Source organism: Kitasatospora sp. NPDC001660, from assembly GCF_053596725.1.
The window spans coordinates 21,594-37,278 of record NZ_JBSFGU010000011.1; the positions used below are offsets into that span (position 1 = coordinate 21,594).

General features: G+C 73.5%; 7 protein-coding genes. 6 read left to right on the forward strand and 1 reads right to left on the reverse strand.

Annotated features, from left to right (window positions below; translation table 11 throughout):
• Positions 1–27 precede the first annotated feature (27 nt).
• The 3 genes from ACWCXH_RS14590 (at position 28) to ACWCXH_RS14600 (ending at position 7,714) form a co-directional block, all read left to right on the forward strand.
• On the forward strand, positions 28–684 hold the full coding sequence (locus tag ACWCXH_RS14590) for an HAD family hydrolase (RefSeq protein WP_449801782.1): 657 nt from the start codon (positions 28–30) through the stop codon (positions 682–684).
• A 171-nt stretch (positions 685–855) separates the two neighbouring features.
• Complete coding sequence (pruA, locus tag ACWCXH_RS14595; protein WP_449801916.1) at positions 856–2,481, forward strand: L-glutamate gamma-semialdehyde dehydrogenase; 1,626 nt, start codon at positions 856–858, stop codon at positions 2,479–2,481.
• Between the two features lie 286 nt (positions 2,482–2,767).
• On the forward strand, positions 2,768–7,714 hold the full coding sequence (locus ACWCXH_RS14600; protein ID WP_449801783.1) for an NAD-glutamate dehydrogenase: 4,947 nt from the start codon (positions 2,768–2,770) through the stop codon (positions 7,712–7,714).
• A gap of 195 nt (positions 7,715–7,909) precedes the next feature.
• Here ACWCXH_RS14600 and ACWCXH_RS14605 read toward each other — a convergent pair whose 3' ends face one another.
• Positions 7,910–10,729 carry an FHA domain-containing protein gene (locus ACWCXH_RS14605; RefSeq protein ID WP_449801784.1) on the reverse strand — a complete coding sequence of 940 codons (2,820 nt, stop codon included), beginning with the start codon at positions 10,727–10,729 and terminating at the stop codon, positions 7,910–7,912.
• Positions 10,730–11,112: 383 nt separating this feature from the next.
• On the opposite strand from ACWCXH_RS14605, the gene ACWCXH_RS14610 reads away from it, so the two are divergent.
• The 3 genes from ACWCXH_RS14610 to prfB all read left to right on the forward strand — a co-directional run bounded on the left by ACWCXH_RS14610 (position 11,113) and on the right by prfB (position 15,631).
• A complete protein-coding gene (locus tag ACWCXH_RS14610; RefSeq protein WP_449801785.1) occupies positions 11,113–12,966 on the forward strand; it encodes a protein kinase domain-containing protein in 1,854 nt (617 codons plus the stop codon).
• Between the two features lie 215 nt (positions 12,967–13,181).
• On the forward strand, positions 13,182–14,441 hold the full coding sequence (locus tag ACWCXH_RS14615; protein WP_449801786.1) for a serine/threonine-protein kinase: 1,260 nt from the start codon (positions 13,182–13,184) through the stop codon (positions 14,439–14,441).
• A gap of 80 nt (positions 14,442–14,521) precedes the next feature.
• Complete coding sequence (prfB, locus tag ACWCXH_RS14620; RefSeq protein WP_449801787.1) at positions 14,522–15,631, forward strand: peptide chain release factor 2; 1,110 nt, start codon at positions 14,522–14,524, stop codon at positions 15,629–15,631.
• Positions 15,632–15,685 lie beyond the last annotated feature (54 nt).

The window sequence follows — 15,685 nt, forward strand, 5'->3', positions numbered from 1 at the left end:
TCCGTGCCCCGAGCTACCGTTCCGGTCGTGCGTCATCACATCGTCTGGGACTGGAACGGCACGCTCTTCCACGACATGGAGGCGGTGCTCGGGGCGAGCAACGCCGCGTTCGCGACCATCGGCATCGGGCCGATGACCATGCAGGAGTACCGCGAGCAGTACGAGATCCCGATCCCCCGCTTCTACGAGCGCCTGCTCGGCCGCATGCCGTCCCGGGCCGAGTGGCTCCGGCTGGACGACGCCTTCCACGACCGCTACCGCGAGCTGAGCCCGGCCTGCGGCCTGACCGACGGCGTCCGCGAGCTGCTGTCGGGCTGGCAGGAGGCGGGGCACAGCCAGTCCCTGCTGTCGATGTACGAGCACGAGAAGCTGGTGCCGCTGGTCGACGCCTTCGGCCTGACCGGCAGCTTCCTGCGGGTGGACGGCCGCAGCGGCCCGTCCGGCGGCCAGAAGGCCGAGCATCTGGTCCTCCACCTCGCGGCCCTCGGCGAGCACGTGGACCCGGCCCGTACGGTCCTCATCGGGGACGCCGCGGACGACGCCCTGGCGGCGCTGAGCGCGGGCGCGCACGCCGTGCTGTACACGGGCGGCTCGCACACCCGGGAGAAGCTGGAGCCGGTCGGCGTGCCGGTCGTGGACACCCTCGCGGAGGCGGTCGAGCTGGCCGGGCGGCTGGCGGCCTGAGCTGCGGCGATGTCGGGGGTCCCCCCGGCCGGAGGCTGGGGGCGGACGTGGCGCGCGCCACGTCCGCCGTCCGCGTGTCTGGACGGGCGGATCCGCCGGAGGCTGGTCAGGCTGGACTGACACCCCCCGGAGAGAGTCCGCAGCAGCCATGAGGACGGAGCCGCCATGCCCATCGACGCAGTGACCCAGGTGCCGGAGCCGGTCAACGAGCCGGTGCGGGCGTACGGGCCCGGCAGCCCCGAGCGGGAGCGCCTGGTGCGGCGGCTGGACGAACTGGCGGACGAGCAGGTCCCGCTGCCGATGACCATCGGCGGCGAGCAGCGCTTCGGCGGCGGCGAGCGGATCGACGTCGTCCAGCCGCACAACCACGCCGCCAAGCTGGGCGTGCTCGGCAACGCCACCCGGGAGGACGCCCGCGCGGCGGTGGACGCCGCGCTGGCCGCCGGGCGGGAGTGGCGCTCGCTGTCCTTCGACGACCGCGCCGCGGTCTTCCTGCGCGCCGCCGACCTGCTCGCTGGGCCCTGGCGGGAGACCCTCAACGCGGCCACCATGCTGGGCCAGTCCAAGACCGTGCAGCAGGCCGAGATCGACTCGGCCTGCGAGCTGATCGACTTCTGGCGCTTCAACGTCCGCTTCGCCCGCCAGATCCTGGCCGACCAGCCGCTCTCCTCGCCGGGGGTGTGGAACCGCACCGACCACCGCCCGCTGGAAGGTTTCGTCTACGCGATCACGCCGTTCAACTTCACCGCGATCGCCGGGAACCTGCCCACCGCCCCCGCGCTGATGGGCAACACCGTGGTGTGGAAGCCCGCGCCGACCCAGATGCTGGCCGCCCACCACCTGATGCGGCTGCTGGAGGCGGCCGGCCTGCCGCCCGGGGTGATCAACCTGGTCACCGGCGACGGCCTCCAGGTGTCCCCGGTCGCGCTCGCCGACCCGGCGCTGGCCGGCCTGCACTTCACCGGCTCGACCGCCACCTTCCGGTCGCTCTGGCAGACGATCGGCGCCAACATCGGCGGCTACCGGACGTACCCGCGGATCGTCGGCGAGACCGGCGGCAAGGACTTCCTGCTCGCCCACCGCTCGGCCGACCCGGAGATCCTCAGGACCGCGCTGATCCGCGGCGCCTTCGAGTACCAGGGCCAGAAGTGCTCGGCGCTCTCCCGCGCCTACCTGCCGCGCAGCATCTGGCAGCGGATCAAGGACGACTTCCTGGCCGAGGTGGACGCCCTCACCGTCGGCGACGTCACCGACCTCTCGAACTTCATGGGCGCGCTCATCGACCGGCGCGCCTTCGAGAAGAACCGGGACGCCATCGAGCGGGCCAGGCGCGACCCGTCGATCGAGCTGGCGGCCGGAGGCCAGTACGACGACGCGATCGGCTGGTTCGTCCGGCCGACCGTCCTGGTCTCCTCCGACCACCGCGGCGAGATCTTCCGCACCGAGTACTTCGGCCCGATCCTCGCCGTCCACGTCTACGAGGACGCCCGCTGGGACGACGTGCTCGGACGGATCGACTCCGCCGCCCCGTACGGACTGACCGGCTCCGTCATCGCACAGGACCGCCACGCGATCGCCAAGGCCGTGGAGGAACTGCGCTTCACCGCCGGAAACTTCTACATCAACGACAAGCCGACCGGCGCGGTGGTCGGCCAGCAGCCGTTCGGCGGCGGCCGTGCCTCCGGAACCAACGACAAGGCGGGCGCCGCCCAGAACCTGCTGCGCTGGACCTCGGCCCGTTCGATCAAGGAGACCTTCGTCCCGCCGACCCACCACGTCTACCCGCACATGGGCTGATGGCGAACATCGGGTTCCGGTTTGGACATGCTGTCCAGGACGGACCTGTCATCCTGCAGGTTTGTGCCTCCCTGTCCCTGTCCACCTTCGAATGATCCGGTTAGGCTGGGCGGCGTCGTCGGGTGGCTTCGCAGGCCGAATGACTCGTCCTACCCGCTGCGAAGGAGTTTCATGCGTCATGGAGCCCTTTCAATCGGATGGTGCGGCAGGATTGCGGGTGACCCGTCGGTGTACATCCACACACCTACCGAGTCACGCAACGGCGCGCGACAGGAGCCAAGAAGTCATGCAGACCAAGCTGGATGCAGCCAAGGCCGACCTGCTCAAGAAGGCAGCCGCAGCCGCTGAGAACAGCCAGGTGGGGGGAGCGGCGCCGGGGGAGGGTCTGAGCAACGGCGCTCTTACCGCGTACCTGCACCACTACTACCTCCACACCGCGCCCGAGGACCTTGTCGACCGCGACCAGGTCGACGTCTACGGCGCGGCCGCCTCGCACTACCGTCTGGGCCTCAAGCGCCCGCAGGGCACCGCCGAGGTGCGGGTGTACACCCCCTCGGTCGAGGAGAACGGCTGGTCCTGCGGTCACACCGTGGTCGAGGTCGTCACCGACGACATGCCGTTCCTGGTCGACTCGGTCACCAACGAGCTCTCCCGCCAGGACCGCGCGATCCACATCGTGATCCACCCGCAGCTGGTCGTCCGCCGTGACATCACCGGCAAGCTGCTGGAGATCCTGGACGTCGACGCCTGTGCCCGCAGCCAGGCCGCCGGCGCCGAGTGGCCCGCCGACGCGACCGTCGAGTCGTGGATGCACATCGAGATCGACCGCGAGACCGACCGCGAGGACCTGCGCTCGATCGAGACCAACCTGCGCCGCGTGCTCGGCGACGTCCGCGAGGTCGTCGAGGACTGGGCCAAGATGCGCGAGAGCGCGCTGCGCCTGGCCGACGAGCTGGCCGAGGAGCCCCCGGCAGGCCTGCCCGAGCAGGAGGTCGGCGAGGCCTGGGAGCTGATGCGCTGGCTCGCCGACGACCACTTCACCTTCCTCGGCTACCGCGAGTACGACCTCGTCGAGCACGAGGGCGAGGAGGTCCTCAAGGCCGTCGCCGGCACCGGCCTCGGCATCCTGCGCGCCGACCCGCACAGCCACGACGACCGCCACCACGCCGTCAGCGAGGCCTTCGGTCGCCTCTCCGCGCCGGTGCGCGCCAAGGCCCACGAGAAGAAGCTGCTCGTCCTCACCAAGGCCAACAGCCGTGCCACCGTGCACCGCCCGGCCTACCTGGACTACGTCGGCGTGAAGAAGTTCAACGCCGCCGGCGAGCCGATCGGCGAGCGCCGCTTCCTCGGCCTGTTCTCCTCCGCCGCGTACACCGAGTCCGTCACCCGGATCCCGGTCGTGCGCCGCAAGGTCCAGGCCGTCCTGGACGGCTCCGGCTTCTCCAGCGAGAGCCACGACGGCCGCGACCTGCTGCAGATCATGGAGACCTTCCCCCGGGACGAGATGTTCCAGACGGCGGCCTCCGAACTGCTCTCCATCGCCACCAGCGTGCTCTACCTGCAGGAGCGCCGTAAGCTGCGCCTCTTCCTGCGCCAGGACGAGTACGGCCGCTACTACTCGGCGTTCATCTACCTGCCGCGCGACCGGTACACCACCCGGATCCGCCTGCTGCTCACCGACATCCTCAAGGAAGAGCTCAACGGCGACGCCATCGACTACACGGTGTACGCCACCGAGTCGGTGCTGACCCGCCTGCACTTCGTCGTCCGGGTCGCCCCCGGCACCGAGCTGCCGCAGCTCACCGACACCGACATCGAGCGGATCGAGAGCCGCCTGGCCGAGGCCGCCCGGTTCTGGATGGACGGCTTCCACGACCAGCTGCACATCGAGCTGGGCGAGGAGAAGGCCGCCGAGCTCGGCCACAAGTACGCCAACGCCTTCCCCGACGGCTACCGCGCCGACTTCCCGCCGCGCACCGCCGTCTCCGACATCAAGCAGATCGAATCGCTGCACGGCGAGGGCGACTTCCGCCTCAACCTGTACCAGCCGGTCGGCGCGGGCGACGACGAGCGCCGCTTCAAGATCTACCGGGTCGGCGGCCCGATCTCGCTCACCGAGGTCCTGCCGGTGCTCCAGCGCCTGGGCGTCGAGGTGCTGGACGAGCACCCGTACGCGCTGCGCCGCTCCGACGGCACCACCGCGTGGGTGTACGACTTCGGCCTGAAGCTGCGCGAGGCCACCGGGCTCACCGACGAGGCGCGCGAGCGCTTCCAGGAGACCTTCGCCGCCACCTGGACCGGCAAGGCCGAGAACGACGGCTTCAACGAGCTGGTCCTCACCGCCGGGCTGACCTGGCGCCAGGCGATGATGCTGCGCGCGTACGCGAAGTACCTGCGCCAGGCCGGCTCCACGTTCTCCCAGGACTACATGGAGGACGCGCTCCGCAACAACACCCACACCACCCGCCTGCTGGTCAACCTGTTCGAGGCCCGGCTGAGCCCGAGCCACCGTTCGGGCGCCCTGGAGCTGACCGAGGCCGTCCTGGAGGAGCTGTCCGGCGCGCTCGACGAGGTCGTCTCGCTGGACGAGGACCGCATCCTGCGCTCCTTCCTGCACCTCATCAAGGCCACCCTGCGGACCAACTTCTTCCAGCACGACGGCTCCGGCGCGTGGCACTCCTACGTGTCGATGAAGTTCGACCCGAAGGCCATCCCGGACCTGCCGGCCCCGCGCCCGGCGTTCGAAATCTGGGTGTACTCGCCGCAGGTCGAGGGCGTGCACCTGCGCTTCGGCAAGGTCGCCCGCGGCGGTCTGCGCTGGTCCGACCGGCGCGAGGACTTCCGCACCGAGATCCTCGGCCTGGTCAAGGCGCAGATGGTGAAGAACACCGTCATCGTGCCGGTCGGCGCCAAGGGCGGCTTCGTCGCCAAGCAGCTGCCGGACCCGTCGGTGGACCGCGACGCGTGGCTGGCCGAGGGCATCTCCTCCTACCGGACGTTCATCTCGGCGCTGCTCGACATCACCGACAACCTGGTCGGCGGCGAGGTCGTCCACCCGGCCGACGTGGTCCGCCACGACGAGGACGACACCTACCTGGTCGTCGCCGCCGACAAGGGCACCGCGACCTTCTCCGACATCGCCAACGGCGTCGCCGAGTCCTACGGCTTCTGGCTGGGCGACGCGTTCGCCTCCGGCGGCTCGGCCGGCTACGACCACAAGGGCATGGGCATCACCGCCCGCGGCGCCTGGGAGTCGGTCAAGCGCAACTTCCGCGAGCTCGGCGTCGACACCCAGACCGAGGACTTCACCGTCATCGGCATCGGCGACATGTCCGGCGACGTCTTCGGCAACGGCATGCTGCTCAGCGAGCACATCCGGCTGGTCGCCGCCTTCGACCACCGCCACATCTTCCTCGACCCGAACCCGGACGCGGCCGCCTCGTACGCCGAGCGCCGCCGCCTCTTCGAGCTGCCGCGCAGCTCCTGGGACGACTACGACAAGTCGCTGATCTCGGCCGGTGGCGGGGTCTTCCCGCGCAGTGCCAAGTCGATCCACCTCAGCGCGCAGGTCCGGGCCGCCCTCGGCATCACGGACGCCCGGCTCACCCCGGCCGAGCTGATGAAGGCGATCCTGCAGGCGCCGGTCGACCTGTTCTGGAACGGTGGCATCGGCACCTACGTCAAGGCCTCCGGCGAGACCAACGCCGAGGTCGGCGACAAGGCCAACGACGCCATCCGCGTCAACGGCGAGCAGGTCCGGGCCCGGGTCATCGGCGAGGGCGGCAACCTCGGCTGCACCCAGCTCGGCCGCATCGAGTACGCGGCGGCCGGCGGCCCGGAGGGCACCGGCGGCTGGATCAACACCGACGCCATCGACAACTCGGCCGGCGTGGACACCTCGGACCACGAGGTCAACATCAAGATCCTGCTCAACGGCGTCGTCGCCGAGGGCGACATGACGGTCAAGCAGCGCAACACCCTGCTGGCCGAGATGACCGACGAGGTCGGCCACCTGGTGCTGCGCAACAACTACGCGCAGAACGTGGTGCTGGCCAACGCCGTCGCCCAGGCGCACAGCATGGTCAACGTCCACTCCCGGATGATCAACCGCTTCGAGGCGGACGGTCAGCTCGACCGGGCGCTGGAGTTCCTGCCCACCGAGCGCCAGATCCGTGAGCGCCAGCAGAACGGCCGCGGGCTCTCGCAGCCCGAGATGTCCGTCCTGCTCGCGTACACCAAGATCACGCTGGCCGAGGAGCTCCTCGCCACCGACCTGCCGGACGACCCGTACTTCCGCACCGCGCTGCACGAGTACTTCCCGAGCGCGCTGCGGGCCCGGTTCGCCGACGCGATCGACAGCCACGCGCTGCGCCGCGAGATCATCACCACGCTGATCGTCAACGACACGATCAACCGCGGTGGTTGCACCTTCGCCTTCCGCCTGAAGGAGGAGACCGGCGCGACCTACGAGGAGATCGCCCGGACGCACACCGCCGCGCGGGCCGTGTTCGACCTGGAGGAGATCTGGGGCGAGATCGAGGGCCTGGACAACAAGGTCCCGGCCCGGGTCCAGACCAAGATGCGGCTGCACTCGCGGCGCCTGGTCGAGCGCGCCACCCGGTGGATGCTCAACAACCGCCGCCAGCCGCTCGACATCGCCGGCACGATCGAGTTCTTCCACGACCGGGTCGCCCAGGTCTGGGGCTCGCTGCCCAAGCCGCTGCGCGGCGAGGACCTGACCTGGTTCGAGTCGATCCACGGCGAGCTCGCCGCGGCGGGCGTGCCGGAGGAGCTGGCCACCCGGATCGCGGGCCTGTCCTCGGTCTTCCCGGCCCTGGACATCACCGAGGTCGCGGAGCGCTCCGGCAAGGACGTCACGGACGTCGCCGAGCTCTACTACGACCTCGGCGACCGCCTGCAGATCTCGCACCTGCTCGACCGCATCATCGACCTGCCCCGCACCGACCGCTGGTCGTCGATGGCCCGTGCCGCGATCCGCGAGGACCTCTTCGCGGCCCACGCGGCGCTGACCGCCGACGTCCTCGTCTGCGGCCCCGAGGGCGCCACCCCGGAGGAGCGCTACACCGCCTGGGCGGAGCTCAACGCGACGCTGCTGAACCGCGCGAAGAGCACCCTCGACGACATAAGGGGTTCGGACAACTACGAGCTGTCCAGCCTCTCGGTCGCGATGCGCGTCATCCGCACCCTCCTGCGCACCGGCTCGATGCGCTGACGGCTCCTCGTCGGCGGGCCCGCGTCCTTCTTCGGACGCGGGCCCGCCGCGTTCATGCGGAGGCGAGGCGCCCGCGCAGGGCCGCGCGGGCCCGCGCGACGCCGCCGGGGGTGGCGGCGGCGCCGGTGCCGACGCGGCAGCTTCGGGTGGGCCCGTGTCATCGGACACGGGCCCACCTGGGGACCACGGCAGGTCCTAGGAGCGGGCCGCGCGTTGGAGGGCGCTGGCGAGGAGGGCCAAGTCGGTCGGGCCGTTGCCGAGTTCGCGGACCGGGCGGCGGGCGGGTGGGGCTCCGAGCTGGAGCGGGTCTATCGCGACCACCGTCGGGCGCAGGGTGGCGGTGCGCGGGATCCGGCCGCTGATCCGGGCGGCCTGGAAGGCGCAGACGCCGCCGTCCGGCAGGCGCAGGTAGCCGCGGCCCGGGGTGTCCTCGGGGAGGGCGGCGGCGTCGCCGAGGTGGATCAGCAGGTCGGAGTCGGCCGGGTCCTCGGTGCGCAGGGCGATCCGGAGCAGCGCGGCCTCGTCCACCTCGGTGCCGGCGCTGTCCTCGGGGCGGCCGGTGGTGACCGCGAGGTGGACGCCGAGCGGCCCGCCGCGGCGGGCGACGGCGGCGAGCGCGCGGGCGAGCGGGCGGCCGGCCGGGGAGGTGGGGGAGAGCAGGGCGTCGTAGTCGTCGACCACGACGATCAGACGGGCGGGGACGGGGCCCGAAGGGGCGGCGGCGGGCCGGGGGCCCTCGGCGCTGCGCGGCGGGACGATCCGGGGCCTCGGGACGGAGGCGGCTCCGACGGTGGCGGGCACCGGCACCTGCGGCGCGTCCGTACTCGCGTCGAGGCTGTGCTGGTTGTCCAGAATGCGGGCCGCGTGCCAGGAGGCGAAGTCCAGCCCGTCGAACAGCCGCTCCCGCAGGATGAGTTCGTCCTCCAGGGCTTCTGCCGCGAGCAGCGCGGCCCGCGGGTCGGCGGCGGCGTTGACCCGCCCGGTGACGTGCGGGAGTTCGGTGCAGCCGTCCAGTCCGTCCTCGGTGGACCGGCCCTCGACGATCGTGATGGCGAGCCGCTCGGGCCGCTCGGAGACGGCGAGCGAGGCGACCAGCGTGCGCAGCAGCTCCGTCTTGCCGGAGCCGCGCGCGCCGCCGATCAGCAGGTGCGGTCCGCCCGGGTCGGGGGAGGGGAGGGCCAGTTCGGGGTCGGCGAGGTCGAGCGTGCAGAGCTCGTCCCGGGTGGTGCCGAGCAGCGCGGTGGCGGCGCCGATGCCGCCGGCGTGCGCGGCCCAGCGGGCGGAGAGCTTGGCGGGGGTGACGGTGTCGAGCTGGAGCAGGTCGAGCAGCCGCAGCGCGTCGGGCAGGGGGCCGCGGGCGGCCGGGGTGGCCTCGCGCAACGGGGCGAGGACGCGGGCGAGCCGCTCGGCCCAGGCGTCGCAGACGGCGTCCAGCGAGACCTCGTGCAGGGTCTCGCGGCCGCGGGCGACCGGGCGGTCGAGCGAGAGGTGGGTGCCGACCTCGCCGGTGATCAGGGCGGTGGCGCCGAGGCCGCGGGGGAGCAGCTCGGGCTGCTCGGCGAGGCAGATCGGGAAGATGCCGACCGCCGGGCCCTGGCGCAGCAGCAGGTCGAGCGCCTGCCGGGCGGCCTCGGTGGCCGGGCGGCCGTCGACCACGACGACGGTGGCGGGGTGGCCGCCGAGGCCGACCGGGCCGCTGAGCCGGGCGGTGAGCTCGGTGAGCCGGGCGGTGGCCTGTTCGTCGTCGAGGCCGAGCAGCAGGCGGCAGTCCTGGCCCTCGGTGGGGCGCAGGTGGGGCAGCCAGAGGGCCCAGGCCCAGGTGTCGACGCGGTCCTGCGGGGTGCGGGTCCGGTCGGTGTCGACGACGACGAGGCTGAGGCCGCTCGGCGGGTGCAGGGCGGCGAGCTGGGCGACGACGGCGCGGGTGAGCGCGTCGAGCCGTTCGCGCGGGCCGCTGAGGCCGAGGCTGCCGGCGGTCTGCAGGTCGAGGGTGACCGGGACGGCGGGCAGCATGGTGCCGGGGGTGGTGCCGGGGCCGCCGGGCCGGTCGGCGGTGCCCAGGCGCAGGGTGAGCGCGTCGGGGTGGCCGGGGCCGCGCTCCCAGAGCCGGGGGCCGGGGCCGAGGGCGTTGAGCAGGAGGGTGGCGGGGTCGGGCCAGCGTTCGCGCTGGGCGGCCGCCTGGCGGATCCGCACGGCGGCGTGGTGGCGCTCGGCGCTCTCCTGTCCGGGCGGTTCGGCGGTGCGGCCGAGCCGCAGCGAGAGCAGTCCGCGGCCGCGGCCCGCGGTGGGCTCGGGGGTGGTGGGCGGTTCGACGACGGGCGGCGTGGGCCGGGCGGGGCCGGGGGCGGCGAGCTGGAGGTGGCCGTGGCCGTCCGGGACGGCGGCGCGGGCGGGCTCGCCGGGTTCGGGGGCGGCGAGCTGGAGGGTGGACTCGCCGATCCGCAGCAGGGCGCCGGGGTCGAGCGGGACGGCCTCCTCGAGCGGGCCGGGTGGGACGATCCGGCCGTCCAGGGTGGTGCCGTTGGTGGAGCCGAGGTCGCGGACGGTGACCCGGCCGTCCTCGGCGAGGTGCAGGGACAGGTGCAGCCGGGAGACGTCCGGGTCGTCGAGCGGGACGTCGGCCTCGCCGGAGCGGCCGATCCGGATCTCCCGGCCGTGCAGCCGGTGCACGCCGCCGGCGTCGGGGCCGCCGACCACGCGCAGTTCGGCGGCGGCGGGGGTGTCGTCGGGGTCGTCGGCGGTCGGGTCCGGCTCGTTGAGGCTGAGGACGGCGCCGTCGAGCAGCGGCGGGTGGCCGAGCAGGGTGTGCTCGTCCACGCGGTGCGCCCCGGCGTAGAGGTGCACGTGCGTGGCGGCCCGGGGGCCGCGTACGCCCACGGCGCCCGCGAGCGCGCCCGCGAGGGCGCCGAGCGCGGTGCCGACGGGCGCGGTGACCAGTACGTCGACGTAGGGGATGGCGGTGCCGGCGGCGGTCGGGCCGCTGCGCGGTCGGAGGACGGTCAGCCGGATCTGCATCTCGCCCGCGGGTCCCTTCTGCTGATGTGAAGCCTGGTACCGCTGCCTCGCGGCTTCGGCGGCCGCTGGGCCACACGAGTGGCGAGTGTCCATCCTGCCACCCGTCACGGACAGTCCGCGCACCGTACCGGATTTGACGATCTTGCGATCATCGCCATGTTGGAGGTGGCGGACAGTCAGGTCAACCGGAGCCCCGGAGGGCCGGCGCGGCCCTTCCCCGGGGGATGCCCCCCAGGCCGTCCCCCAGAGCGCCCGGACCGCCTGCCGGTCGCCTCTGAAACCCGGACGCACACCGTTAGAGTGGCCGCAAACACGGGCCCGGCAGGCTCACCGCACCGGCGGAGGAGCGCCCCGCGCGGGCGGCACGGCGAGGAGTGCGACAGGTGCGGCCAGTCGGCAGCAAGTATGTGCTTGAGGAGACCCTCGGACGGGGGGCCACCGGCACCGTCTGGCGCGGGCGGGTGCGCTCGGAGGTCGACGTGCCCGGCGGCGAGCCCGGGCAGTCCGTTGCGATCAAGGTGCTGCGCGAGGAGCTGGCGGCCGACCCGGACGTCGTGATGCGCTTCCTGCGCGAGCGCTCCCTGCTGCTGCGGCTCACCCACCCGAACATCGTCCGGGTGCGCGACCTGGTCGTCGAGGGCGAGCTGCTGGCCCTGGTGATGGACCTCGTCGAGGGCCCCGACCTGGCCCGCTACCTGCGCTCCAACGGCCCGTTCAGCCCGATCGCCGGCGCCCTGCTGATGGCCCAGGTCGCGGACGCGCTCGCGGCCAGCCACGCCGACGGCATCGTGCACCGCGACCTCAAGCCGGCGAACGTCCTGCTCGCCTCCGTCCTGGTGGACGGCACCGAGCAGATGCACCCGATGCTGACCGACTTCGGCATCGCCCGCCTGGCCGACTCCCCGGGCATCACGCGCACCCACGAGTTCGTCGGCACGCCCGCCTACGTCGCCCCGGAGTCCGCCGAGGGCCGCGCCCAGACCTCCGCCGTGGACGTCTACGGCGCCGGGATCATGCTGTACGAGCTGGTCACCGGCCGCCAGCCGTTCCAGGGCGACGGCGCGCTCGCGGTCCTCCAGGCACACCTCGCCCAGGAGCCGCTGCGGCCCAGCACGATGCCCGAGCCGCTGTGGACGGTGATCGAGCGCTGCCTGCGCAAGGACCCGGCGCAGCGGCCGAGCGCGACCTCGCTGGCGAGGGCGCTGCGGGTGGTCGCGGCGGGCGTCGGCGTGCACGCCTCCCCGGCGGCCGTGGACGCGGCGCTCGCGGTCGGCGCGCTGCTGCTGCCGGACCCGCAGCCGGCCTCGGTGCCGGGCACGGTCCCGGTCGCGCCCGGCACCGTCCTGGACGCCCCGGTCGCGCCGCCGGTGAGCGAGGACCGCACCCAGGTGCTGCCCGCCGGCCCGGGCACCCCGCAGTACGACCCGGCCGCGGCGACCCGGGTGATGGGCACCCAGCCGCCGCCCGCGCCCCCGTACGGGACCGTGGACCGCACGCAGGTGATGCCGCCCACCGCGGTGCCGCCGCCCCCGCCGGGCCCGCCGCAGGAGGAGGCGCCGCACCCGTGGCAGACGCAGCTGCGCGCCGCGCGGGACCGCAACCAGCAGACGCAGGTCGGCTACTTCGGCCCGGAGGACTTCGAGGAGCCGCAGGTCGCCCCGCCGCCCTACCAGGCGAACCAGGGGGGCCAGGCCGGGCCGGGCGGCCACCCCGGGGCGTACCAGCCCCAGCAGCCGGGCGGCTACCGCCCGGACCAGCGCCGCCAGGGCCCGCCGCCGCCCGGGTACGCCCAGCGCCCGCCGGTGGCCCCGCCGCCCTACCGGTCGGGCCAGGGCGGCGGCCGTCCGCAGCCGCCCGGCGGCTACCGGCAGGCCCCGGAGGGCTACGGCCAGTCGCAGGGCGGCTACCCGCCGCCCCCGCCCGCCCCGGTGCCGCGCCGGGCCGAGCCGCCGGCGCCGCAGCGCCGGGAGCCCCCGCAGCGCCGTGAGGAGCCGCCGGCGCCGTCCCGCCGTGAGCCCGCCCCGCCGCGGGAGCGGCGTCCGCGCAGCCGCAACCGGATGTACATCCCGGGGCTCGGCTGCCTCAAGGGCTGCCTGATGGTGCTGCTGGTGCTCGCGGTCGCCGCCGTGGCGCTGTGGAACTTCACGCCGCTGCCGCACTACTGGGACAACGTCCAGGGCTGGTACCACACCGCCTACGACTGGGTGACCAACCTGTTCGACAGCGCGAGGAACTGACGCCGCGCCGGGGCGGGCCGCCCCCGGCTGGCCGCCCGGACAGCGAGATTGACGCTTTGTCGACAATTCCGAAGATTTCTCGCCCGAGAGTGCCGGTCCGGGGTCCTCAGGCGGCCCGCGAGGGGGGTCCGGGCGCGTAGGTTGGTCGGTGTTGTCCCGCCCCATCGAGCGCACCGGACCCCCCGGCACGCTCCCGCGCCGCCCACGGAGCAGCATTGGCACGCAAGATCGGCAGCCGGTACACCGTCCACCAGGTGATCGGCCGGGGTTCGGCCGGGACGGTCTGGCTCGGTGAGGGGCCGCACGGCCCGGTGGCGGTCAAGCTGCTGCGCGAGGACCTGGCCGCCGACCAGGTGCTGGTCGGCCGCTTCGTCCAGGAGCGTGCCGCGCTGACCAGCCTCGACCACCCCCGGGTGGTCGGCGTGCGCGACATGGTCGTGGACGGTAGCGACCTCGCCCTGGTCATGGAGCTCGTGCAGGGCACCGACCTGCGCTCCCGGCTCGAACGCGACGGTGCCCTGCCCCCGCAGACCGCCGCCTCGATCATCGCCGACGTCGCCGACGGCCTGGCCGCCGCGCACGCGGCCGGCATCGTCCACCGCGACGTCAAGCCGGAGAACGTCCTGCTGGACCTCGCCGCCGCCCCCGGCCCCGGCGGCGCCCCGCGCGCCAAGCTCACCGACTTCGGCGTGGCCCGGCTGGTCGACGCCCCGCGCCGCACCAGGGCCACCCGGATCATCGGCACCCCCGACTACCTCGCCCCCGAGATCATCGAGGGCCTGGAGCCGCGCGCAGCCGTCGACATCTACGCCCTCGCCACCGTGCTCTACGAGTTGCTGGCCGGCTTCACCCCCTTCGGCGGAGGCCACACCGGCGCCGTGCTGCGCCGCCACGTCACCGAGCAGGTGCCGCCGATCCCCGGCCTGCCGGACGGGCTGTGGCGGATCATCTCCGAGTGCCTGGCCAAGGCCCCCGCCTCCCGGCTGCGCGCGGCCGAGCTGGCCGCCCGGCTGCGCGAGCAGCTGCCCGCGCTGGCCGGCCTGCCGGTGCTCGCCGTCCCCTCGCAGGGCCGCGCCCCGGCCGAGGAGGCGCTCACCCCCGGCGAGGCCGTCTACGCCGAGGTGGACGCCGCCCCCGGCACCCACAAGCGCCGCCGCGGCCCGGCCGTCCCGCTGGTGCCCGGCGTCGCCCCCGACTCCACCCGGGACACCCACACCAGCCTGCGCCGCCCGTCCGCCGAGGAGCTGGCCGCCTACGCCGCCGAGTCCCGTGCCCAGCGCACCGCCCCGGGCGCGGGGCAGCGCCGCGACCGGCAGGCCCTGCTGCGCCGCCGCCGGCTGCTCGCCGTCCTGCTGGCCACCGTGCTGCTGCTGGCGGGCGCCGCCGCGGCCTGGACGGCCTTCGCGGCCATCACCCCGGACCCCGGCCACCCGGCCCGTCCCGCCGTCCACGGCACCGCCCCGCGGGCGCCGTAGGGCCCCGTCCCGGGCCCGGGTGAAGGGTCGGACGACCCCGGTGTCGTCATGACCACCCCCGGAACCATTACTCTGGGGGCGTGGCAGCCGTCGATCCTTCCGAAGAGCTCAAGAACCTCGAATCGACCATGGGGTCGATCGAGGCCGTCCTCGACCTGGACAAGATCCGGGCCGACATCGCGGTCCTGGAGGAGGAGGCAGCCGCCCCCGACCTGTGGGACGACGTCGCGAACGCGCAGAAGGTGACCAGCCGGCTCTCCTTCCTCCAGGGCGAACTGCGCCGGGTCGAGGGCCTGCGCAGCCGCATCGACGACCTGGGCGTGCTGTTCGAGCTGGCCGAGGCCGAGAACGACGCGGACACCCGCGCCGAGGCCGAGACCGAGCTCGTCGCGCTCCAGAAGGCCGTCGAGGAGCTGGAGGTCCGCACCCTCCTGTCCGGCGAGTACGACGCCCGCGAGGCGCTGATCAACATCCGTGCCGAGGCCGGTGGCGTGGACGCCGCCGACTTCGCCGAGCAGCTCATGCGCATGTACCTGCGCTGGGCCGAGCGGCACGGGTACCCCACCGAGGTGTACGACACCTCGTACGCCGAAGAGGCCGGCATCAAGTCCGCGACCTTCACCGTCAAGGCGCCGTACGCCTACGGCACCCTCTCGGTCGAGCAGGGCACCCACCGTCTGGTCCGCATCTCGCCGTTCGACAACCAGGGCCGCCGGCAGACCTCCTTCGCCGGCGTCGAGGTGCTCCCGGTCGTCGAGCAGTCCGACCACGTCGACATCGACGAGTCGGAGCTGCGCGTGGACGTGTACCGCGCCTCCGGCCCCGGTGGCCAGGGCGTCAACACCACCGACTCGGCGGTGCGCATCACGCACATCCCGACCGGCATCGTGGTGTCCTGCCAGAACGAGCGCTCGCAGATCCAGAACAAGGCGTCCGCGATGAACGTCCTCCAGGCCAAGCTGCTGGAGCGGCGCCGCCAGGAGGAGAAGGCGGCGATGGACGCGCTCAAGGACAGCGGCAGCTCCTGGGGCAACCAGATGCGTTCCTACGTCCTGCACCCGTACCAGATGGTCAAGGACGTCCGCACCGCGTTCGAGGCCGGCAACCCGCAGGCCGTCCTGGACGGCGACATCGACGGCTTCATCGAGGCCGGCATCCGGTGGAGGAAGCAGCGGGAAACCGCGGAGTAAGCATGAGGATGCCGGCCTCGATGAGAATCAAGCACAGCATCGAGGCCGGCATCC

Bases quoted from the DNA above. Each gene is read 5' to 3' on its own strand.
- ACWCXH_RS14600 (WP_449801783.1), top strand. From the start codon at position 2,768: ATGCAGACCAAGCTGGATGCAGCCAAGGCCGACCTGCTCAAGAAGGCA.
- ACWCXH_RS14605 (WP_449801784.1), bottom strand. From the start codon at position 10,729: ATGCAGATCCGGCTGACCGTCCTCCGACCGCGCAGCGGCCCGACCGCC.